The sequence below is a fragment of the bacterium genome (assembly GCA_021158245.1).
Lineage (GTDB): Bacteria > Zhuqueibacterota > QNDG01 > QNDG01 > QNDG01 > QNDG01.
In genome coordinates this window covers 1-23,353 of the sequence record JAGGVB010000108.1, presented here as the reverse complement: position 1 = coordinate 23,353, position 23,353 = coordinate 1, and the positions used below count along the sequence as shown (strand labels likewise).

18 protein-coding genes are annotated in these 23,353 nt (G+C 40.4%); all 18 read right to left on the bottom strand.

Annotated features, from left to right (window positions below):
* On the bottom strand, positions 1-2,759 hold a 2,759-nt coding region (locus tag J7K93_06360), incomplete at its 3' end, for a hypothetical protein (protein MCD6116618.1).
* The gene (locus J7K93_06355; protein ID MCD6116617.1) at positions 2,756-4,066 is read right to left on the bottom strand and encodes a mechanosensitive ion channel; all 1,311 of its coding nucleotides are present in this window, start codon (positions 4,064-4,066) and stop codon (positions 2,756-2,758) included. The genes J7K93_06360 and J7K93_06355, both read right to left, overlap by 4 nt.
* Positions 4,067-5,512 carry a UDPGP type 1 family protein gene (locus J7K93_06350; GenBank protein MCD6116616.1) on the bottom strand — a complete coding sequence of 482 codons (1,446 nt, stop codon included), beginning with the start codon at positions 5,510-5,512 and terminating at the stop codon, positions 4,067-4,069.
* Positions 5,513-5,562: 50 nt separating this feature from the next.
* Positions 5,563-6,306 carry an RNA methyltransferase gene (locus tag J7K93_06345; GenBank protein ID MCD6116615.1) on the bottom strand — a complete coding sequence of 248 codons (744 nt, stop codon included), beginning with the start codon at positions 6,304-6,306 and terminating at the stop codon, positions 5,563-5,565.
* Positions 6,307-6,332: 26 nt separating this feature from the next.
* Positions 6,333-7,718, bottom strand: coding sequence for an aminopeptidase P family protein (locus J7K93_06340; GenBank protein ID MCD6116614.1), 1,386 nt, complete (start codon positions 7,716-7,718; stop codon positions 6,333-6,335).
* A gap of 311 nt (positions 7,719-8,029) precedes the next feature.
* Positions 8,030-9,157, bottom strand: a complete 1,128-nt coding sequence (locus J7K93_06335) for an ATP-NAD kinase family protein (protein MCD6116613.1) — start codon at positions 9,155-9,157, stop codon at positions 8,030-8,032.
* Between the two features lie 222 nt (positions 9,158-9,379).
* Positions 9,380-10,603, bottom strand: coding sequence for an alanine racemase (gene alr, locus J7K93_06330; GenBank protein MCD6116612.1), 1,224 nt, complete (start codon positions 10,601-10,603; stop codon positions 9,380-9,382).
* 119 nt (positions 10,604-10,722) lie between these two features.
* Positions 10,723-11,892, bottom strand: coding sequence for a sodium ion-translocating decarboxylase subunit beta (locus tag J7K93_06325; protein ID MCD6116611.1), 1,170 nt, complete (start codon positions 11,890-11,892; stop codon positions 10,723-10,725).
* A gap of 2 nt (positions 11,893-11,894) precedes the next feature.
* A complete protein-coding gene (locus tag J7K93_06320) occupies positions 11,895-12,368 on the bottom strand; it encodes a hypothetical protein (GenBank protein ID MCD6116610.1) in 474 nt (157 codons plus the stop codon).
* Positions 12,365-12,745, bottom strand: a complete 381-nt coding sequence (locus J7K93_06315; protein MCD6116609.1) for an OadG family protein — start codon at positions 12,743-12,745, stop codon at positions 12,365-12,367. The genes J7K93_06320 and J7K93_06315 overlap by 4 nt, the downstream gene beginning before the upstream one ends.
* A gap of 12 nt (positions 12,746-12,757) precedes the next feature.
* Positions 12,758-14,308 (bottom strand): acyl-CoA carboxylase subunit beta, encoded by a 1,551-nt coding sequence (locus tag J7K93_06310; protein ID MCD6116608.1) that lies wholly within the window; start codon positions 14,306-14,308, stop codon positions 12,758-12,760.
* Entirely contained in the window at positions 14,301-14,717 is a 417-nt protein-coding gene (gene mce, locus J7K93_06305; GenBank protein ID MCD6116607.1) for a methylmalonyl-CoA epimerase, read from the bottom strand. The genes J7K93_06310 and mce overlap by 8 nt, the downstream gene beginning before the upstream one ends.
* A complete protein-coding gene (gene meaB, locus J7K93_06300; GenBank protein MCD6116606.1) occupies positions 14,717-15,670 on the bottom strand; it encodes a methylmalonyl Co-A mutase-associated GTPase MeaB in 954 nt (317 codons plus the stop codon). The genes mce and meaB overlap by 1 nt, the downstream gene beginning before the upstream one ends.
* A gap of 2 nt (positions 15,671-15,672) precedes the next feature.
* Positions 15,673-16,071, bottom strand: coding sequence for a cobalamin B12-binding domain-containing protein (locus tag J7K93_06295; protein MCD6116605.1), 399 nt, complete (start codon positions 16,069-16,071; stop codon positions 15,673-15,675).
* Positions 16,072-16,079: 8 nt separating this feature from the next.
* Complete coding sequence (locus J7K93_06290) at positions 16,080-17,753, bottom strand: methylmalonyl-CoA mutase family protein (GenBank protein ID MCD6116604.1); 1,674 nt, start codon at positions 17,751-17,753, stop codon at positions 16,080-16,082.
* Positions 17,754-18,166: 413 nt separating this feature from the next.
* Positions 18,167-19,987 carry a DNA primase gene (locus J7K93_06285; protein ID MCD6116603.1) on the bottom strand — a complete coding sequence of 607 codons (1,821 nt, stop codon included), beginning with the start codon at positions 19,985-19,987 and terminating at the stop codon, positions 18,167-18,169.
* Positions 19,984-22,332 (bottom strand): endonuclease MutS2, encoded by a 2,349-nt coding sequence (locus J7K93_06280; protein MCD6116602.1) that lies wholly within the window; start codon positions 22,330-22,332, stop codon positions 19,984-19,986. The genes J7K93_06285 and J7K93_06280 overlap by 4 nt, the downstream gene beginning before the upstream one ends.
* Positions 22,316-22,927 (bottom strand): CvpA family protein, encoded by a 612-nt coding sequence (locus J7K93_06275; GenBank protein ID MCD6116601.1) that lies wholly within the window; start codon positions 22,925-22,927, stop codon positions 22,316-22,318. The genes J7K93_06280 and J7K93_06275 overlap by 17 nt, the downstream gene beginning before the upstream one ends.
* Positions 22,928-23,353: the final 426 nt, after the last annotated feature.

Here is a 23,353-nt window from a genome sequence, read left to right as displayed (position 1 = left end):
GAGGCTGTGGCATTGACAACTGTCTTCTCCCCCTTTCCCGGCCCTGCAATATAGTTGGCATCTATATTAGAAAACTGGCAGTTAAACAGATACTTAACTCCGCCCTCCTTAAAATTATCAGCATTAACCTGCGCATACCCTCCGACACTTCCCCCCATCAGAAAAGCGCCGAAAAAAGGCATTGTAACAGTACCGTTTTTTATCACGATGTCAATATCAGGTTTATCTATTGTAAACCGGTTTATACTTATTCTGTCTGCGTGTATGGTCCCAATTTCAGAATACAGGCTTTTATAAACTGTGCGCTGTAAAAAATAATCCCCTGTATTTGACAGCATGGAAAAGCCGGATTTATCTTCTGTATAAAACGACCCTTCTGAGGAGACATGAAAATTAAAGGGAACCCTCATACTGAGGTTTTCCAGAGCAACAGAAGTCCCTGCTTTTAAAAACACAGAATCAGCTGTGCTTAATCCCTTCACAGAAATTGTATCGCCTGTCATTATGATACTGAATCCAAGGTCTGCCCTTCCTCTGCCCGAAACCCGGGACATGCTGTTCTCAAAAGAGTCTGCCCTCCAGAAAAAAGCCCCTGTGCATGCTGCTGATTTCTCTTCCATAAAACCGGACAGGCCGCCGTTAATTAACCCCCTGTCAAATTTCAGGGTCAGAGAATCGATCTTTACTCTGCCGCTCTCTTCTCTTGTTCCCTTAAATTTAATCTCTGACATACCGAAAGCCTGAGGCCTTATGTTCGGTGCATTCAGGGAATCAAAACCAAGCGCTCCTGTAAAAGATGCAGCATCCTGATTAAGATTTAAAGAAATATTTGCGTTAATACCTGAAAAATCTATTGAATCCGCGGGCATGGAAAAATCCATATCAGACAAAGTTAAATCTGCAGAGCCCTTGTAATATGGGTTATCTCCCGGAATGAAAACGAATTTAAGATTAAATTCCGGATCCCCCTGTATCTTAACCGGGATATAATCTATTCCCTTTGTATTTTGCCACAGGTTCCTTATTGCCTCAGTTTTAATTACACCTCTATTTGCAGAAAACCGAAAAAAGGATTTGGCAGGATCAAAACCGCCTGTAAAAGGAATTTCAATGAACTCTCCTGCTGTAAAAAGGCCGTTTTTAATATGCCAGATTTTTCCTGCATCCCTTTCAGCACGGAACTTCATACATGATGAAATGTCAGGCAGGGTTAGATAATCCCGGCCTGATGCTATTTGAATTTTACGGCCGGATAATTTTACTGAAGCAGTTATCCTGTCTGCACTCTCTGCTTCTGCTGATATATCTGCTGAAAGAATTCCTCTGTAATTTTCTTTGTTCCCCGGAACCAGGCAGGCATCAACCGAATCTACGGATATTTTAAATGCAGCACTAAAACTATCTGCACTGTTTTCTCTCTCGTAGCTGCCTGACAGGAATATGTGCCCTCCGAATACGGAATCCACTCTTCCGGCAAGTTCGGCATATACCGGAATTAAACTATCATTAAAAGCAGCATCTATACTGAAAACGCCCTTATACATATCAAACAAAGTTGAATCTTCCGAATAAATCCCGAAATTATCTGCAAACAGCCGAATTCCGCCCTTTATGCCTGATGATTCGGATTCTATTCCTGAGCGGAACATAGCTCCTGCTTTTTTGCACTCTATTTCAAGGCTGTCTGAAATTATTTGCAAAGCTTCAGCAGCAATGGAAATATAACCCTGCGGTTCTTTAAAATTACCATAAACTCTTCCTTTAACAGGCAATAATTTTCCGGAAATTTCCATAGCTGAATCAGCAGTAAAAAATCCTGCAACTCTGGCTATTTCTGCAAGGTTTACTCTGTCCCCTGAAAATCTAACGGAAAAGCCCGAGCTGTCCGTAAAAGGAAAATACATTAAACCTGCTGAAGAGATAATCCGTCTATTTCCTATTGCCACAGAAAAATCCCTGAGCAGGAGAGTGTCAACCGAACTGCTGCATCCTGCTGATAGTGATAATGAAATTCCCGGAGTATCAGAACCGGGTTTTACTTCTATTCTCGCATCTGCATCCCATTTTCCTTCACTCTGCAAATTGAGGCTGATTTTACTGTTAAAATTTAAGGTACGGCTCTTTTCTTTTGTTATGTACTCAATATTACCGGAATCAGAGGACAAAATTGCTTGCACAGTTATGCCTTTAAGTATATTCTTCTGTTTTCTGTTAAAATTGCTGCTTTTAATAATTAAACTCAGGCCTTTAATCTTAAAACTCTCTCCTCTATTTTTCAAAGGGAATGTCAGGCCGGCAGATGAAATTCTTACATCGGAAATATCCAGAGAAAAGGGCATAGGTTTCGGATCTTCTTTGTTCTGCTTTTCTGTACTGTCTGTTTTTTCTCCTGAATTTCCATCAATGCCGTGTCCTGCACGGAAAACAGGAGAATCCAGAGAAAAGCTGTTAATTTTAATTTTTCTTTTCAGGAGAGACAGAACATCAAGGTCTGCATAAAGTCTTTTCGATGCAAAAAAAGTTCCATCTTCCAAATCCATGGAAAAATCTGTTACTGTCAGTTTAAAGGGATATTTGAAATATATATCTTTTATTTCAACGCTGCCTTTTAGAGAAGAAGAGAGCATCTTTTGCGCCTTGCCTTCAATGTGGTTTAATGCAGCCCACAATAAAAGCAGGATGAAAAAAATAAAACCTGCAAGTACTGCAGAAACCTTGACAGCAGATTTTACTGTTTTTTTCAACTTGACTTTTCTCATTTATTATCCGAACTGTTTTCTCCGCTTTTGTACACACGTACAGTAGGGTAAGCCAATGCAACATCAGTTAATGAATTTATATCTTCCATGATTTTACGGCTGATGATGTTCTCCCATGATCTCCGTTTCTTTGTTTCTGTCAGAAAACGAAGCGTAAGCTGTACGCCGCTCTCTTTAATATCAATGTAAACAATCGGCGTGAATGTAGTATAATAGATAAGATATTTACTCTCCAGCCTTCTGATTTTACTCTTTACCTGATACTGAATATCACGGCTTACTTCATCCCCTGCTTTTAAAAGCATCTCTTCCGCTTTATGCCAGTCGCTCTCAAATGTAACAAGAATGGAAACTTCATCCCATATATATTCAAAGCCCTTTGTGTAGTTAAAAAGCGGCATCTGAAATATTTTTCCGTTAGGTAACTGTATCATCCGGCCGGTACTCTGATCGCCTCCGACCCAGTTGCCGATCTCAAGCAGTGTTGTCTGGAAAAGCTGTATATCAATGACATCACCTTTTATTGTGTCCATTTCTATACGGTCGCCTTCACGGTACGGCCTGCGGAAAACAATGTACACCCAGCCTGCAAGGTTCAACAGAACATCCCGCAGAGCAAGAGCAACACCTGCGCCGGTAACTGAAAAAACAGTTGCCCACTGCTTTGTGGATCCTGCCCATATCGGAATAAGTAAAAGCAGATATATAAGTGTAGTTGTATATGTTGCACGTTTACGATAAACATGCCGCTTTGCAATATCAATTTTCAGAGAATTAATAAACTTCCTGACAAAAACGAAAATAATATAAATAATAGTAAAAGATACTACCGAGGAAATTATACGCCGTACAATTGTATCCCTGAAAATCTGAACATCAGACCAGACTTGTACCATAAAAATCAGATACAGGGCAAGGAAAGCAGCATTAATTAATTTTTGATACTGATTCTTTTTCTCCGATTCCATTTCCCTCGGGATAAGAAGCCTGCCTGCAAAAAAAGCTGCAATGCTGACCACAAGGAAGAGAAAAATAGAACTTAAAACTTTTCCTGATATACTTGGGCTAAACAGAGACATAAGAAGCGGATATATCCAGACTCTCAGGAAAATTATTACAAAGACAATAGCCGCTGTAATGCTTATCAGGCGCTTGTATCTCGACTTTCTTTCATCTGCTACTGAAAGCACTGTAAGAAGCCGTCTGAAAAATGCCACAAACGCCCCTATAAAAACAAATGCTGATAATGTCATAAAGACCTTTACGAATACAGGGTCTCTGAATAAATTATCAATTGTATTCATCATTTATAATTGTCTCCTGTTTTCAGGGCCGAAATAAACAGGCCTGGAAAAATCAATTTCAGAAACACTCTTACCTTTAAATTCTTTTTCATCTGCTGCAAAAAACGGGCTGATTTCAATAGCAGTTTTAACATTCCCGCCTGCGTCTCTCGGTACAGATACTCCTGTTTTCTCAAACCAGGCACCGAAGAAATTTGACATATCCCTTTTAGCGGTTTCAGCCGAATCCTCTCCTTCTCTGTTTTTAACAGGGCTGAATTCATCCTCTCTTGCTACTTCCATGATCACTGATGATGTTGTTCTTGACAGTGCATCAAAAACAAAAGTCTCGAATTTATATCCGTTAGGTTCATCTGGAACTATTCGAGCCCCTTTTTCATCAACATAGGGAACTTTTTTATGAGCAACATGAAAGGGAAGAGTCATTCCTTCCTGCATATTGTGGCGGACAAAATCCCTGTTTATCAGGTGAATAGCAATGCTGCCTGCTCCGTATTTTAAAGATCCGTCCTGATTTACCGCATACATATCATTCCTGCTCAGGTCGCTGTATTCAACAACTACGAGCCTATTGTCTACTCTTCCGAACACTCCCACCTTTTCTTCGGGGAATGCTTTTTCTACCATTTTGGAGGACATCTCTGCCTTTTGTTTAATATGGTACCCAATAAAAACCGGGTCTATAATTGTTACCAGTACGTTATCAATCTGAAAGTATGATATTATATCAATTGATCTTTTCTCCATGTCATCAAGCGCACCGCTTTTAAACAGAGCGGGAAACGATCCGCCGTGCCCGTTTGGGCTCATAAAAACATGAGCTTTTGAATCAAGAATCAGCCTGCCGTTTTTATCAACAGCAGGAAGCATCTCCTGTTTGAAAAACATCACATCTTTTTTATTAAAACCGAGAAATCCGTTTTCTTCAAAATAACTTACAGTTGCATCGTGATTTGCCTCACTTGTCATAATATACCATGGAATAATGACATTATACTTTTCTGCTGCTGCCAGTATTTTATCTGCGTGAACTTCAAACAGAGTCTTTCCTGTTACAGGTGCTATGGGGAAACATCCCTTCGGCCCGTTAAAACCAAGCCTTGTACCCTGGCCTCCTGCAACAAGAAATGCAGCTGCGCGGCCGTCGGCAAGCGCCTTTTCCCCTGTTAATCTTGCTTCTTCCTCAGCTTTTTTCTGCTTGTCTGTTCTCGGTATGGAAATTATTTCAGCAGGTTCCAGATTGTAATTTTTATTGCTCTCTTCAGGACTGCCGACAAAATCTCTGTGCAGGTTTTTAATCAAATTAAAATCAATTCCTGACAATTGATTTATAAGCTCTGTTTTATCCTGATCAGACAATTCATCCCAAAAACGAAACACATGCCCCTGACCTTCATTATAAATAGCTTCTATTATATCCTGTTCTTTTTCCGTTCTGCCTGAAATCATCAAACCTTCTCCTGCTGTACATAGTTCTTTATTATGCCATTCCTCTTATATTATTTTCTATATGCAGAATACATGCAAATCGCTCCGCTTACAGCAACATTTAAAGACTCCACTCTTGAAGAATCCATCGAAATTCCGATAAACACATCTGTTATGTTTCTAATACCGGAGGAGAGCCCCGATGCCTCATTACCCAAGGCAAGGACAAAGGGACATATATCCTTTAAAACATCCGGAGGCTCAGCGCCTCTCTGGTCTGCACTTGCAAACTTAAAGCCATCGGTTTTAAGTTTTACACATAGAGAAAGATAATCCCGTGTTTTTCTTATCCAAAGGCTTAAAATCGAACCTGCTGTGGATTGTACTACTTTTGATGAAAACGGGTCAGCGCATTTGTCTGAAAGTACAACTCCGTCAAAACCGAATGCAGCAGCAGACCTGATAAGCGTACCTGTATTTCCCGGATCCTGAACACTGTCAAGAAGCAGAATTCTCTCCCCTGGATTAACAGGCAGCTTTGAATTGTAGACTCCCTGAGGAATCCTGATAATTGCAGCTATGCCCTGGGGAGTCTTTACGCTGCTGAATTTCTTAAATTGATTTTCGTCCACAATTTTCTGCGGAAACTCCATGTATTTATCTGCGTAGATTTCAGTGCAGGCAATTTCCGCGACAGCATCAGGATAAGAAACACATATTTGAGATACGGCCCTTTCTCCCTCAATGAGAAACATGCCTGTCTCCAGCTTGACTTTTTTTAAAGAAAGCTTTTTATAAAAATCTATGGAGTACACAGATTCTCCCTGATTAAATGAAGAATTTACAAACTGCGGACCGCTTCTACGTCATGGATTCTTTTGGGGATCTCCTTGCCGAGAAGGCGCGCACCCTGGTCCGTAATTAAAAAATCCTCTTCGTTTCTCATACCGCCGAAATTTTTATAGGATTCAACTTTATCATAATTTACAAAATCCCTAAACCTGTTTTCTGCCTTCCACTTATCTATAAGTTCGGGAATAAAGTAAATACCCGGCTCAATTGTGAGCACAAATCCCGGTTCAAGTTCTCTTGCAAGGCGCAAAGATTTTAAACCAAACTGAGTGCTCTTTTCCTCTCCCTTGTAACCTACATACTTTTCTCCGAGATTTTCCATATCGTGCACATCAAGGCCCACCATATGTCCTGTGCCGCATGGGAAAAACAAGGCGTGCGCTCCCTGTGCTACTGCTTCTTCAATATCGCCTTTCATAAATCCAAGGTCTTTCATTCCCTGGGCAATGGTCTTACATGCTTTAAGATGAACGTCTTTAAATCTGATTCCCGGGCGAAGCATTGCAGCAGCAGCCTCATGGGCATCTACTGTAATCTGATAAATTTCTTTCTGCTTTTCAGTAAATTTTTTACTTACGGGCATTGTGCTCGAAAGATCTCCTGCATAACCCATCTCTGTTTCAGCTCCTGCATCAAGAAGAAAAATATCCCCTTCTTTAAGTACATTACCATGAAAATGGTTATGCAGAGTCTCTCCGTGAATAGTCGCAATTATCGGAAAAGAGAGATCTCCTCCGGCAGACAGGGCTGTTCTGTATACTTCTGCAGCTACTTCCGCTTCTGTAATACCCGGCCTGGCCATTCTGTAAGCTGCAAGATGCATATCAGCAGAGATATTTACAGCTTTCTCAATTTCCTCTATCTCCTCGGAAGACTTGTAATTGCGCTGTGCAACAACTGCTTTTATCAATTCTACGGAAGCTCCGCTTTTAATTTTTTCAGGAGGCAGCATAGTAAGCCGGGATAGTTTAAGGAAGTGCTCCGCCCTGTATGGCGGGAGATAATGAATTTTTCTTCCTTTCTCTCTGTTTTCCGAAATACAGGAATAGAAATCCTGTACCGGCGCTGTTTTGTCAACACCTACTTTCAGGCTCTTCTCTTTAATTGTCGGTTGAGTACCCATCCATACAATATCATCAACTGTCAGTTCATCACCGAATATTGTTGTACGGCCTTCATCAATGTCAATAACAGCATAAAGCCCCGGATAGGAAAGTCCGAAAAAGTAGAGAAACGTACTGTCCTGGCGGAATCTGTACTGGTTGTCCTCGTAATTCATCGGGCTTTCTTCATTGCCAAATAAAACCACTATTCCCGAACTCAGATCCTCTGTTAATTTTTTCCTTCTTTCGATATAAGTTCCCGCATCAAACATAATTATTCTCCTTCTGAATGTACATGCAGTATTTTTGAAAAATTCATACTTCCTGACAAACCTTATTAAGCTGCAACAATCATTCTAATCCTTAACTATTGGAAAAATATTTTTAAACAATAAATTCTGCCGAAAAATACAAGAACGTGCTATTAATCTAACTCACATATTTTCAGCATATTAACAAATTCAGATCTGTACTTCATTGGAAAATTCTGATAAAATTTAATTCTTTCTGTAACATATCAATCATTTCAATCGGCTGAAAAGCATACATTCAGCAGATTGCTAAGTGTAAATCCGAATAAAAATCAGCTAATCACTTTGTAAATGGTACTTTCATGATAGCCGGTCACAATCCTGTAAAATCCTTCAAGATATTTGTCAGTATCTCTGTCTCCCGTATCAGAGAGAAGAGGCCTTCCCTTCAAGCCCTGAAGCTTTCTGCCTGTTGCAGCAATAACAACATTTTCCTTGCCAACACGCCTTATGACATCCGGGCTGAGCTGTAAATTCCCTCTCCCGAAAATATAGCCCTGGCCGCCTACAGGCGTGATAATGAGTTTACACCTCCTGCCCTTAATTATTTTTTTGATTTCAGATTCTCTGCCGTCTTTTAATACAAGCCTTCCCTGATAAAAGATATCAACTCCCAAAAGGGAAAACTCAAGATTGAAAATTTCCATTATCGGCCGCAGCGTAGTACCTGCTCCGATAATATAATAATAATCGTCAGAAATCGTTTCAATTATATCATGTGCTATTGCCTGGTGAATATGCTCTTCAGATGACAAAGATCCTTTTTTAAGCCTCTGCAGGCCTGTCTGCTCTGCCGGGACTTTTAAATATCCATAAAGCTTTGTGTTAATGATTTCCTGACGTAATGCGCCTTCGTCAATATCCATAACCTCTGCTTCCGTACAGTTTTTTATCTTTGATTCAAGATACTGCACGGCAATTTCTCCTGCTGCTTCCGGGTTTACTGCATATACAGCCGAATGAATTTTTACACCTGACGGGATACCAAGACATACTTGTTCTGTTCCTACAGCTTCATATATGTCCCTTGCAGTGCCATCGCCGCCTGCAAAAAGGATAATTTCAACACCCATTTTCTGCATCTGCTCGGCTATTTTCTTTGTATCTTCTGCTGTTGTTTTGTCTTTTGTTATACTGCCTGCCGCAATAACCGAAAATCCCTGCTCTCTTGCTGCATCCTCGCCCATAGGCCCGGGCCCTGCAATTACTTCTATATTTTCTTTCAGCTTTCTTAATTTTGACAACGCTTCCCCTGCTCTTTTCTGCGCTCTTGGCACAGCACCAAGCTCAACAGCTTTTTTCAGTATCTCCTCTCCATCAGTTCCTTTGAGTCCCACAGGCCCGCCCATACCTGCTATGGGATTTATAATCAACCCGCACTTTTTTTTAATTAAATCCATAAATTATCCGTTATATCAGAATAAAACCTGTAAAATTTTTCCTGATAGAATTCCTGCGATCCTGTCAACATATCCAATTATTAAGGAGCAGATAGAATGAACATATAAGGTCTTTATAATTTAATATTTTTTACGGAAAAATCAACAGGTTTTATATTGATGGGGTAGAGACGTACGGCTGTACGTCTGGCCGTACATCTCTGAGGTCTTTATATGATTTTGTCAATCATCCCCGCCCAAATAAACCCTCGGCACCCTTGTATTTATATTTGTCAATATCTCATACGGAATCGTATTTGCCCATTCGGCAAGATCCTCACTTCTTATTACAGAACTCCCGCTATTGCCGATGAGTATAACTTCATCATCATTAAAAGCGCTGTCATTACCAATATTAACTACAATCTGATCCATTGATATAGTTCCTATAACAGGATATTGTCTGCCCCTGATAATAACTTTTGCCTTCCCGGACATGCTACGCATGTAACCGTCACCATATCCTGCAGGAACTGTTACAGCACGTACAGGCTTTTCTGCCTTCCACGTTGACCCGTAACCTACAGGATGACCGGGCAGAACAACTTTAAAATATACAACCCGGGATTTCCATGAAAGTGCAGGTTCAACCCTCACTGTTTTTTTAACATCAGCAGAGGGATAAACACCGTAGAGAACTATACCGGGCCGCACCATATTAAAAAGAGAATCGGGAATCTGCAGAATAGCACCGGAATTTGCCATGTGTACAAAACGCGGTTTCTGTAATCCGTTTTTTTTAAAGAGATCAAGAACTTCTCTGAATCTCGATATCTGCAACTCTGCATGGGAAAGATCTGCAGAATCGGAATTTGCAAAATGTGAAAAAATTCCTTCAACCTCTATGTTCCCGCATTCATAAGCTGCTTTTATAAAATTTTCCGCATTGTAATAATGAACTCCTATCCGCTCCATTCCCGTATCTATTTTAAGATGCACTTTGGCTTTTGTCCCCAGCTTGCCTGCGACACTTTCAATTATTAGAAGTTTATCAATAGAAGAAGCTGTAATGGTAAGATCATTTTTAATAAAATGGGGGACTTGATTACCAAGAATGCCGCCCAGCACTAAAATCGGAATGTGAATGCCCTTTTCCCTTAAAAGCAGGCCTTCTTCCAGCACTGCAACTCCAAGGTAATCGCTTCCGATACTTTCCATCAACTGTGCTATTCGGACAAGTCCGTGGCCGTAGGCATTGGCTTTTAAAATTGCCATTACACTTGCCTTGCCCACATATCTTTTTACTGCAAAGTAATTTCCTTTTATGGTATCGAGATTTACTTCAACACGTGTAGGCCTTACAACGCCGTTAGTACTTACAAGAGGATGATTCAAACTCTTTTCCAAAGAGAGTGCCTTTGCTTTTACAATCTCATAAATGATATTACTGAAAGAGTGATTGTCCAAAAAAATTCATGCCTTTTATCGAAATCAGCCTGTAATGGCATTTATAGTTTACGATAGATACTACTTCTTGGATAGCACCGCTTTAATGTCATAATTAAACAACCTGCTCTTTAAAAAAACTATTTGAAAATCCCTATAAACACTCCGGCAGCAATGGCGGAACCTATAACTCCCGACACATTTGAAGCCATGGCATGCATCAAAAGATGGTTATCCTTATCGTACTTTAAGGCAAAGTTATGAACAACTCTCGCAGAGTCTGGAACTGCAGATACTCCTGATGCACCTATGAGAGGATTTAATTTCTCCTTTAAAAACAAATTCATAAACTTTGCAAAAAGAATACCGCCAAAAGTTGCTATCATGAAAGATAATAAACCAAGGACAAAAATTCCAATAGATTTTGGAGTTAAAAATCCCATATTGACACCATCAACAATCCTTGTTGCCTGAGTAGACGCACCTACTGCAAAGGAGAGCAGAATTGTACAAATGTCAAGCAGTGCTGATCCGGCTGTTTTTGCAAGCCTGCCTGTCACTCCGCTCTCTTTTAAAAGATTTCCAAGCATAAGCATACCTACAAGGGATAAAGAGCCCGGAGCTATCAAAGCTGACATTATCGTAACAATTATAGGGAAAAGTATCTTCTCCTTTTTTGATACCATTCTCGGGGGCTTCATCCTGATTATTCGCTCTTTTCTTGTTGTAAGAAACCTCATTATAGGAGGCTGAATTATAGGGACAAGAGCCATATAGGAATAGGCTGCAATTGCTATGGGCCCGAGTAAGTGAGGCGCCAGCTGTGAAGAGATAAAAATTGAAGTAGGCCCGTCAGCTCCGCCAATAATCCCGATTGACGCTGCTTCCAAATTGGTAAAACCAAGAACCAGTGCTCCGAGATAAGTTGCAAATATGCCAAGCTGGGCTGCTGCTCCGAGAAGAACTGCTTTTGGATTGGAAATAAGAGTTGAAAAATCAGTAAGCGCTCCTATGCCTAAAAAGATTAATGGCGGAAAAATTCCGGAAGTCACACCGTAGTAGATAAGGCTGAATACACTGTTCTGAGTGTATCCGTTTTTAACAGTATCGTAGACACCTATTGGCAAAGTAGCAATCGCAGGAATATTTCCTGCAATAATTCCGAATCCTATGGGGATAAGCAAAAGAGGCTCGTATTCTTTAACAATTGCAAGATAGATTGCTATACATCCTACTGCAAGCATAATAATATTGCCGATTGTTATATTTGCAAAACCTGTTGTTTGTATTACATTTAACAGTACGTCCATTTTTAGTTCTCCGGAGGTTTGACAAGAAACAGAATATCACCCTGATTAATCGTATCGCCTTCATTATATTTTATATCAATTATAACACCGCTGACTGTAGAGTTAACTTCATTTTCCATCTTCATTGCCTCAAGTACACACACTCTTTGCCCGACCTCAATAAAATCACCTTCCTGAACAAACAGCTTTAAAAGCTGCCCCGGCAGCGGAGACAGGATTGCATTATCTTTCGGAATAGCCTTGGGTTTCTGCATCTGAGTTTTTTTCTTCTGCCCTACTTCTACTCTCGGAGGCTGTTTCCGGGCAGGCCCTGCCTCGGGTTTGATTCCTGCTGCCTGTTCAATACCCAAATCTTTAATTGAAACCGAATATTTGTTTCCGTTTACACGCACACTTGCACTATCAGCAGTAAACTCTTCAATCATTACTTTATACTCTTTGCCTTGAATTTCAAGGACTATCTCTTTTTCATTCATTTTGTACCTCTGTTTACATTCAACCTCTGTCCGTATCTGAAACCTGTCTTCCACGGAGAAAAGCTTGTACCCCGGGCAAAAGTAATTTTGTTCGGATACTGCTCTATATGAAGTTTACGAAATATTTCAAGCGCAACTGTCAGCGCCACAAGCTCGTCTTCCGGTATTTTCCTGCCGCCGAATTTTATCCTCGGAGTGCGGAGAACAAATCCTGTGTGACTGTCCTGCGTTTCTTTATCCTCTTTTGCACTTATTTTTTCAAATACCCGGTTAAACAGGGAGATGATAACCGCTATAAGAACCAGACCTACAAAAACAACTGTAATCCCTATAAGTGCAATAACCAAACCGTTATTCTGGGCTACATTATCAAACATTATATATCCTCCTTACAAAGGAATGTTTCCATGTTTTTTAGGCGGATTTTCGTCCCTCTTGTTCTGCAGCATTTCAAGAGCCTTGATTAATTTGAAACGTGTGATTTTAGGTTCAATTACCTCATCAACAATACCCTTGCCTGCTGCCACATAGGGATTTGCAAATTTATCTTTATACTCCTCAACCTTTTCTGCAAGTTTTTTAGTGGGATCTTCCGCAGCGGTAATCTCTTTCTTAAAAATTATCTCACTTGCGCCCTGAGGCCCCATAACTGCAATCTCTGCAGTAGGCCAGGCATAAACAACATCACCTCTGAGATGCTTTGAGTTCATAACGCAGAATGCACCTCCATACGCCTTTCTCGTGATAACAGTAATTTTCGGTACTGTTGCTTCTGCATACGCGTAGAGCATCTTTGCTCCGTGCCTTATGATTCCATTGTGCTCTTCAATTGTTCCGGGCATAAAACCAGGGACATCTTCAAAAGTAATAACAGGAATATTGTAGCAGTCACAGAACCTTATAAATCTCGCTGATTTGGTTGAGGCATTGCTGTCCAGAACTCCTGCAATAACCTTGGGCTGGTTTGCAACTATTCCCACCACTCTTCCGTTCATGCGGCCGAATCCGACAATTACGTTCCGGGCATAGAGCTCCTGTACTTCAAAAAAGTAGTTCTCATCCAGTACGGAATTAACTACTTCTTTCATATCATAGGGTTTTTGAGGATTTTCAGGAACAATGTAATTTAAATTCTCGTCAGACCTGTCCCAGGAATCATCGGTTTCTTTGACAGGAGGTTCTTCAGTATTGTTCTGAGGCAAAAAGGTCATCAGTTCTCTTATTCCCTCAAACAGAGATTTCTCGTCATCATATGTAAAGTGAGTAATACCGCTCTTTGTTGCATGAACATCTGCACCGCCAAGCTGATCTGCAGTAACATCTTCGTGAGTAACTGTTTTTACAATTTTAGGGCCTGTGAGAAACATGAAAGATGTTTTCCTGACCATAAATATAAAATCCATAATTGCAGGAGAATAAACAGCACCGCCTGCTGCAGGCCCTACCATTGCACTTATCTGCGGAATGACTCCTGACTGAAGAACATTTCTTAAAAATATACTTGTATATCCGGCAAGAGAATCAACGCCTTCCTGAATTCTCGCTCCTCCGGAATCATTAATCCCTATAATAGGAGCTCCTACTTTTGCAGCAAGTTCCTGTACTTTAACAACTTTTTCAGCAACTACCTGTGACAGGGAACCGCCGTAAACTGTAAAATCATAGGAGAACACAAAAACAAGCCGGCCGTGAATACTTCCGTATCCTGTAATGATTCCGTCGCCGTAAATCTGTTTATCAGAAACACCGAAGGCATCTCCGGTGTTTATTCTGAACATATCGATCTCTTCAAAGCTGTCTTTGTCCAGTAAAAGCTCTATTCTTTCCCTCGCAGTAAGTTTTCCTTTTTTGTGCTGCTTTTCAATAGCTACTTTGCCGCCTCCCAATTTTGCCATATCCTGACGGGCTTTTAAATCAAGAATCTTTCTCTCCCTACTCATGGGTCTCTCCTTTGATCTGGCATAGTTCAGTCAAAATTCTTCCCGTGGATTTCGGGTGTACAAATGCAATTTCAGTTTCATGCGCGCCTTTTCGCGGTTCCTGATTTATCATTTTAAGGCCGCGGGAAACAAAATCTTTTATTTCCTCTTTTATGTCATCTGTCTGATATGCAATGTGATGAATACCTTCGCCGCTTTTTTCTATGAACACAGCAATAGGGCTGTCTTCTGACAGAGGCTCCAACAGCTCAATTTTCACTTCCCCTATTCTGAACATTGCAACGCGTACTTTCTGATCCGCCACTTCTTCGGTTCCGAGGTATTGAAATTTAAAGACATCTCTATATAGAGGGACTGCATTATCAAGAGACCTGACAGCAATACCAATGTGGTTAATTTTTGAAATCATCAGTTTGTATGCTCCTTTAAAATACGTTCTGCCTGTTTGTTTATTAATCCATAAGGAGGCACTTTTTTATTATAGATATCATTAACCCACTCATGAATTCTGTTTTTAACATTAAGATTGTAATGTACTGCTTCCTCAACTTTACGTGTAAGTATTTTTTTTAATTCAAACTCTATTCGCTTTTTTCTCCGCTCTGATAGAACTCCATTTGCAGAAATGTCCGCATTAAAGGTTTTCACGGTCTGCATCAGCTCATCTATTCCGGTACCGTCTGCTGCAGAAGTCATTACAACCGGATTTTTCTCTTCGGGGTTTGATGCATATTTCAGGGAAAGAATGTACTCTATCTCCGCTTTTACTTTTTCAGCTCCGGGTTTATCGCTTTTGTTTACAATAAAGATATCGCCTATCTCCATAACGCCTGCTTTTAAAGCCTGAATTTCATCTCCAAGCCCCGGAACCATAACAAGAAGTATGATATCTGCTATACGCATAACATCAATTTCTGTCTGGCCTACACCTATGGTTTCCAGAATAATCACATCATAACCTGCAGCATCCAGAACTTTAACAGCATCTCCGGTAGTTTCCGCAACACCGCCGAGATGGCCCCTTGATGCCATGGACCTTATAAACACCCCATTGTCTGTGGAGTGGGACTGCATCCTGACTCTGTCCCCCAGAATTGCACCTCCGGAAAACGGAGAGCTGGGGTCAACGGCAATTACTCCGACTTTCTTATTATCCTGTCTCAATTTTGTTATAATATGATCTACAAGGCTGCTTTTCCCGGCACCGGGAGGGCCTGTGACGCCCCAAACAACTGCATTTCCGCAATATGAGTGAAGTTTGTCAATAAGCTCTTCTTTGCCCTGCTCGTTGTTTTCAATAAGGCTTAAAGCACGGGCAATACTCCGCATTTTTCCTTTGCGTACCAGGCCCGGAAGATTCATTGTTAAACACGCTCCCGGTTTTTCTCTATAAAATCGATAACGTCTTTTATTGGTGTGCCGGGTGTAAACACCGCTTTAACACCTTTTTCCTTTAAAAAGGGGATGTCGTCCTGAGGTATGACTCCCCCTCCGAATACTATTATGTCATCAGCATCATTTTTCCTGAGCTCGTCCACAACAGCAGGAAAAAGTTCATTATGTGCTCCGGAAAGTAAACTTAAACCCACAAAATCCACATCCTCCTGCACAGCAGTCTGCGCAATGGACTTCGGTGTCTGGCGTATTCCTGTATAGATAACTTCATACCCGGAATCTTTGAGTGCACGCGCCACATATTTTGCGCCTCTGTCGTGTCCGTCAAGCCCGGGCTTTGCTATAAGTACTCTTATCTTTTTCGTCATAGAATCCTCTACAGAACAATTGATTCTTTATATTCTCCGAACTCTTCTCTCAGAACTCCGCATATCTCTCCGAGAGAAGCATACTCTCTTGCAGCATCAACAATCAGAGGCATGAGATTCACTTCAGAATCCTGCGCACCTTTTTGAAGAGCGTTAAGTTTTTCTTTAACAGAAGAATTGTCACGGTTGTTCTTTACTTCCGATAGTTTTTCCATCTGCACTTTTCTCAATCTCGGATCAACTTTGAGGATATCTTTCGGGCCCTGTTCTTCAATTACAAATTGATTTACTCCCACAACTATTCTGTCGCCCTTTTCAATTTCCTGCTGATACCTGTACGCAGCGTCCTGAATCTCCTGCTGTATAAATCCCGCTTCAATAGCCTGAACCATACCCCCGATATTTTCTATTTTGTCAAGATACTCCCACACCTGCTGTTCTATCTTGTCTGTAAGAGACTCAACATAATAGGAACCTGCCAAAGGATCAATACTATTTGCAACACCTGATTCATGAGCCACAATCTGCTGGGTTCGGAGAGCAATTCTTACTGCCTCCTCAGTAGGCAGGCCCAGAGCCTCGTCTCTTGAATTTGTGTGCAGGCTTTGGGTTCCGCCGAGAACAGCAGCAAGTGTCTGAATTGCAACACGGACAATATTGTTGTCAGGCTGCTGAGCTGTAAGTGTGGACCCGCCTGTCTGAGTGTGAAATCTGAGACGCATTGATTTATCAGATTTCGCACCGAATTTCTCCTTCATAACCTTCGCCCAGATCCTTCGTGCAGCTCTGAATTTCGCTACTTCTTCAAGAAGATCATTGTAAGAATTAAAAAAGAAGGACAGCCTTCCGGCAAATTTATCCACATCAAGGCCAGTATCAATTGCAGCTCTTACATACTCAATTCCATCAGCAATTGTAAATGCCACTTCCTGTGCAGCAGTAGATCCGGCCTCCCTTATGTGGTAACCGGAAATACTTATTGTATTCCATCTCGGCACTTCTTTTGAGCAGAATTCAAAAATATTTGTTATAAGACGAAGGGAAGGTTTCGGCGGAAAAATATAAGTGCCCCGCGCAATGTACTCTTTCAGAATGTCATTCTGTATGGTTCCTCTGAGCTGCTCTCTGTTTACGCCCTGTTTTTCTCCGACTGCAATATAAAATGCCAGCAAAACAGATGCCGGCGCGTTTATTGTCATTGATGTGGATACTTTATCAAGAGGAATCCCGTCAAAGAGAGTCTCCATATCCTTTAACGTATCAATCGCAACACCGACCTTGCCTACTTCGCCTACAGAATACTCATCGTCGGAATCATACCCGATCTGAGTCGGAAGATCAAAAGCAACTGATAACCCTGTCTGCCCCTGATCTAAAAGATATTTGTACCGCTGATTTGATTCTTCAGCTGTGCCGAACCCTGCGTATTGACGCATTGTCCACAGCCGTCCTCTGTACATGGTGGGCTGAACGCCCCTGGTGTACGGATAATCACCGGGAAATCCCAGTTTTTCAATGTACTCATCTTCTGAAAAAGGGCGGGGTGTTGCTACTCTGTCTGCCGGAAGCCATGACCCTGTTGTAAATTCTTTTTTACGTTCAGGGAATTTATCAAGAGCCGGCTTTAAGATACTATCTTCCCATTCCTTTTTCTTTTTATCAAACTTTTTAAACTCAGTCATAACTGCCACAGCTCCTTATGGGTTACAACTTAAACAAACTTATTATGAACGGACTGTAAGGTAATAAAAATTCCTTGACATCAAAATAAAAATTTTTAATAATGTCTTTGCCAATCATTTGAATTATTAATAAAACTTATAAATAAATTCTATCTGCTTTTTAATTCAAGTACTTACGAAAATTCCCCTGCTCAGGAACCATATTCAATAATGCGGATTTAGAAATGGTACAAAAATAAATTTTATCAGTATAATTAAAATAAAATCGGATCTTTTTAATGATTGTGTCGTTAAATCAATGTCTTACAAAAAAAACCGAAAGACAGAATTAAAATAACTCCCTCCTTCTCTCTTCTACTAACAAAAGGGCCTTCTCGTCATCAAGAGGGGGCCCTTTTTCTTAATTCTTTAAACTATCCATCAACATCATCCCCCGATTCTTCCGGGAACCATATTTTTATTATCTTTTCTTTATCTTTTTGGATTTCATTTTTCAGAGTATTGAACTCTCTCAACAGATCCCGGGCAGGTTTTTTCTTTGACTGAGCATCAAGAATCTTCTGCCTGATTATCTCAATTTTCTCTTTTCTTTTAAGCTCTTTTATTTTCAGCAGGCAGTCAAGTGCATACTGGAATGTAATTTCTTCCTGCTTCTCGGACTCTATAATCAAACCTGTCACCAAAGCTGTTTCCGGTGAGTTTGTTGATACTGAATCAAGGATTGTTTCAGGGGTGAACTTCCGGCGATCTTTTATCCTGTCCTTTACCATAATGAAAAGCTTTTTTATATCATCATTTTCCAGTTCATCAGGATTCAGAAAATTAATAATATTTTCCCTGACTCTTTTCGACCCGAACAGCATTGATTTCAAAATGCCCTCTTCTGCTGTTCTTTTCAGGGAGAATCTCCTATCATCCTCTTCAACAGGCGAGTCTTTTCTGTTCCCGCTGTACAGGTACTTTCGGTAAAAAAACTTTTCATCAATGCCGAATTTATCCGACAGATCTTTTATTAAAAGCATTCTCTCTTTATATTCCAGAAGAGGTGCAAATTTATCAAGCAGGCTGCCTACAGCGCGGCTCCTCTGTTTTGGTGTTTCAAGACGCCCCTCTTTTTGTAACCTGTCAAGATAAAAATCGAAAAAGGTCATTGATTTATCAAGTTTGTCTGCCATGGCTTCGCTTCCGTGCTCTCTTAAAAACGAATCGGGATCACTTCCTTTTGGCAGGGGTACAATTGAAACATCAATATCAGATTTTAAAAGTATGTCCGCACCTCTGAGTGCTGCTTTAAGCCCGGCAGAATCTCCGTCATAGAGCAGTGTAACATTTAGAGTATAACGCCTGATTATCTGAGCCTGATCCTGTGTAAAAGCAGTTCCGGAACTTGACACAGTATTTTCAAATCCCTTTTGAAACATACGCATTACATCAGTATAACCTTCAACAACTATTATCCTGTCTTCTTTTCTTATACCTTCTTTTGCATGATAAAGGCCGTACAGAATTTTGCTTTTCCTGTACACTATTGTTTCCGGAGAGTTAAGGTACTTTGGCTCGTTAGCAGTTTTTTCAATTATTCTGCCTCCGAATCCCACAACTCTTCCCGAAGGAGAATGTATGGGAAACATTATCCTGCCCCTGAATCTGTCGTAAAATCTTTCTCCATTTTTAGATTTTGTTACAAGGCCGGTATCAAAAAGGTGTTCAAGAGGAATGCTCTCTTTTTTTGCTTTCAGAATAAGGCCGTCCCAGCGGAGCGGTGCATAACCAAGACCGAATTTAAGGATAATCTCCTCATTAAAATCTCTTTTGGCCAAATAGTCAAGAGCTCTTTTGCCTCCATTGGTTTTAAACAGACAGTCCCTGTAAAATTCAGCAGCAATGGCATTTGTTCTGTAAAGGACTTCAGCCTTTTTTGCTTTCTGATCGTCCTCTTTGTCAAATTCAAGAATGATGCCTGCTTTTTTTGCAAGAGTTGTCACTGCCTCGGGAAAGCTGATTTTCTCGGTCTCCATTATAAATGTAAAAACATTTCCTCCTGCACCGCAGCCGAAACAGTGATAAAAACCCTTAACTGGATCAACTGTAAAAGAGGGAGTTTTCTCTGTATGAAAAGGGCAGAGCCCGACGTACGACTTGCCTCTTCTCTTGAGAGTTACGTATTGGGAGATAAGTTCAACTATATCAGTTGCCTGCTTTATCTCTTCTATTTTTTCTTCGGGAATCTTCATTTCAGCTCAACTATCGTAACGCCTGTATCTCCTTCCTTCCAGTTCCCAAGCCTCCAGCTCTTTACAAGAGTACTGCTTTTCATATAATCGTTAATTGTATTCCTCAAAGCACCTGTTCCTTTGCCGTGAATAATTCTTACTCTCTCCAAACCTGATACAGCTGCTGCTCCGAGAAAATTATCAACAACCTGAACAGCTTCCAATGATGTCATTCCTCTTAAATCCACTTCGTCAGAAGCCACTTCATTTATAGCATATTTTACAGATGAAGATTTCTTTTCAGTTTCCATATTCTGTTCAAGCACGGAAAGCTCTGACGCAGCCACTCTGAGGCGCAGGTCTCCCCACTGAACAATGACTCTTCCTTTATTATCAATTGCAGATTCAACTTTTCCGCGGCCTTTATGGCCTTTCCATTTTACAAAATCACCTGAAGATATTACAGGTGTTTCTCCCTTTTTTACAGGTGAGAGCTTTTTCACTCTTGTCTTGAGTACTGAAAGCTCCTTCTTCGCCTTTTTGATAACCTCAGTAGACGCCTTTTCTTCCCTTATATTTTTTATAAGTCTTTCAATAGTAACATTTGCTTCTTTCAGAAGCTCTTCAGCATCAATTACTATTTTCTTCTTTTCCTGTTCGCTCTCCTCTTTCAATTTTTCCAGTTTGTCTTCATAGAGTTTTATCAGCCCTTTTAATCTTGAATCTTTAATTTCAGCGCCCTGCAGGAGTTCGGCAGCTTTCTGATATTTCTCTTCCATTGTGAGGATCAGCCTGTCAAGCCGCCCCCGTTCCGTACCTGCAATTTTTCTGGCATCTTCTATGAGTTCTTTTTTCAGCCCAAGCCTTTCTGAAATTTCAAATGCATAAGAAGAGCCCGGTATGCCCATACGGAATTGATATGTGGGATTAAGAGTTTCTCTGTTAAAAGCCATAGATCCGTTTTCAACGCCATCTTCCTGCTGCGCAAAAACTTTTAAACTCCCCATGTGTGTGGTTGCAACTGTTATACTCCCCCTGAGAGTAAAGTAGCGAAGTAAAACCTCAGCAAGAGCAGAACCTTCTGCAGGATCAGTTGCAGACCCTATTTCATCAAGAAGTATAAGGCTTCTGCTGTCCGCATTTTCCACAATATTTTTAATAATTTCTATGTGTGAAGAAAAAGATGACAAATCCTGCTCTATGGACTGTTCGTCTCCTATGTCTATAAATAATCCTGAGAAGATAGGAAGCGCACTGTCAAGAGAAGCGGGTATGTGCAGGCCGTGCATGTGCATTAAAGAGAGTACACCTATTGTTTTTAAAGCTACTGTTTTTCCGCCTGCATTCGGGCCTGTCACAACAACTGTTTTCAAGTCTTCCCCGAGTCTTATTGTAAGAGGCACAACATCCTGTTTGCCTCTCCGTATCATTAAAAGAGGATGATAAGCATTATTTAAAATTATTTCATTTTTGCTGATCACAGCAGGGACACAATCATATTTGTCTGAAAATCCCGCTCTTGCATAAATAGAATCAATTGCTGTTAAAATATAATAGTTATTGAGAATAGCAGAAGCTTCTTCCCGCACCATTGCACTCAGCCTGATGAGGATTTTTTCAATTTCGTCTTTTTCTTCAATTCTTAATCTGCGTACCTGATTTTCAAGTTCTGCCACTTCAAAGGGTTCCATAAAAACCGTTTGCCCGCTTGCGGACTGATCAATAATTATCCCTTTAAGCCTACCTCTGAACGACTCTTTCATCGGAACTACAAGAATCCCCTGTTTAACAGCAAGTGAATCTTCCTGCGTATATCCCTTTGAAGCCATCTCCTTCATTATCTTTTCAAGTTGATTTTTTACGCGGGCTTCCGCTCTCTCAATGTCACGCCGGATTCTTCCCAGTTCATTGGAAGCCCTGCTCAGCACATCAGCATCCGGCCCTATTGCCCACGAAATCTCCTTTTCAATTTCTTCAAAACTGGAAATATGCTCTGTCATTGCATTTAAACGAGGATATTTATCTCTTCGCAAATTTATATAACCACTTACTTCTCTTGATATTTTCAGTACACGTGCAATTTTCAGCAAAGCGTTTGCATCTACAAAAGAGCCGGGTAATCCGGCTTTTTCAATAATGTCTGGTATTAAATTAAAATTAACAATAGGCAGAGGGTCATCAAACCGGAGCAGTTCTTTCATCTCCTGTATAGATGCAAGTTCTCTTGACAAATCTTCTTTTTGCAGAAAGGGTTTTTGACTTAGGACACTCTGCCTGCCCGGTTCAGAAATGGCAAATTGTGAAACACGTTCAAGAACAGTATCAAATTCCAGAGCATGATAAAAATGGTTACTCGTTTCCGACACGCTTTTTAACCTCTTGCTCAATTGAGCTTATTTTTGAATTTATCATATCATCTATTACTTTTTTGGATTTTTCTTCCAGCCCCTCTTTTATTTCGTCGTAAAAATCCTTTGCACCGGGAACCAATCCTTTTGAAGTATTAAAAACCCAGGGTGCAACCGCTCTTATCGGTTCAAAAAAACGGGATTCCTTTTGTTCCTTTTGTAAACTATCTCCCAACGGCAGGACAGATTCCAGAAGCAGCAGCAAACTTGCAATCAATGCGCCCTTGAATGCCCCGAATAAAACACCGCCTCCTCTGTCAAGCCAGCCCAAAAAGGACCAGCGGAAAAACTGTTTTAAAGCCAGGCCGACCCACCTTAATAAAATTATGATGATACTATAAATTATTAAAAACCCCAAAACATTACTTAACAGGTCAGGAAGATGGATGTAATGTTTTAAAACTCCTGCCATAATACTCATCTCACGAACTGCAGCAAAATATCCGATTAAAAGAGACCCGAGAGTGAAAACTTCAATGATTATACCTCTGAAAAACCCCTTAATACCAAAAAATAGTACAATACCGAGTATAATAATATCAATGCTGTTCATCAGTCACCCTGAATTAAATTTTTGTCCTTTTTTAAATTTACTGCTCAAAGTTTACAAAGTCAAGGCAGGCTTTTGTAGTGCAGTACATGCATACCGGCACCAGAAAAATCTCCCATTCGAAAATGGGAATACCGCACCCCTTTCAACCGGATAACTTAACGAACTTTATGAACTTAATGAACTTAATGAACTTTATGAACTTTATGACTTTATGAACTTTATAACTTTATAACTTTATGAACTTTATAACTTTATGAACTTTATAACTTTACGAACTTTATGACTTTATGGACTTTATGACTTGATGACTTGATGAACTTTATAACTTAACAAACTTGCTCCCTTATGCTGCCTCCTTTTACTCATCAAGGTGTAAAGAAAATGAACACATAGAAATAAAATGCTGACAGTTTTATAAAGAGGCTC

Coding starts and splice junctions, on each gene's coding strand:
- J7K93_06355 (MCD6116617.1), bottom strand. CDS start 4,066: ATGATGAATACAATTGATAATTTATTCAGAGACCCTGTATTCGTAAAG.
- J7K93_06350 (MCD6116616.1), bottom strand. CDS start 5,512: ATGATTTCAGGCAGAACGGAAAAAGAACAGGATATAATAGAAGCTATT.
- J7K93_06340 (MCD6116614.1), bottom strand. CDS start 7,718: ATGTTTGATGCGGGAACTTATATCGAAAGAAGGAAAAAATTAACAGAG.
- J7K93_06335 (MCD6116613.1), bottom strand. CDS start 9,157: ATGGATTTAATTAAAAAAAAGTGCGGGTTGATTATAAATCCCATAGCA.
- J7K93_06325 (MCD6116611.1), bottom strand. CDS start 11,892: ATGGACGTACTGTTAAATGTAATACAAACAACAGGTTTTGCAAATATA.
- J7K93_06320 (MCD6116610.1), bottom strand. CDS start 12,368: ATGAATGAAAAAGAGATAGTCCTTGAAATTCAAGGCAAAGAGTATAAA.
- J7K93_06315 (MCD6116609.1), bottom strand. CDS start 12,745: ATGTTTGATAATGTAGCCCAGAATAACGGTTTGGTTATTGCACTTATA.
- J7K93_06310 (MCD6116608.1), bottom strand. CDS start 14,308: ATGAGTAGGGAGAGAAAGATTCTTGATTTAAAAGCCCGTCAGGATATG.
- mce (MCD6116607.1), bottom strand. CDS start 14,717: ATGATTTCAAAAATTAACCACATTGGTATTGCTGTCAGGTCTCTTGAT.
- meaB (MCD6116606.1), bottom strand. CDS start 15,670: ATGAATCTTCCGGGCCTGGTACGCAAAGGAAAAATGCGGAGTATTGCC.
- J7K93_06295 (MCD6116605.1), bottom strand. CDS start 16,071: ATGACGAAAAAGATAAGAGTACTTATAGCAAAGCCCGGGCTTGACGGA.
- J7K93_06290 (MCD6116604.1), bottom strand. CDS start 17,753: ATGACTGAGTTTAAAAAGTTTGATAAAAAGAAAAAGGAATGGGAAGAT.
- J7K93_06285 (MCD6116603.1), bottom strand. CDS start 19,987: ATGAAGATTCCCGAAGAAAAAATAGAAGAGATAAAGCAGGCAACTGAT.
- J7K93_06275 (MCD6116601.1), bottom strand. CDS start 22,927: ATGAACAGCATTGATATTATTATACTCGGTATTGTACTATTTTTTGGT.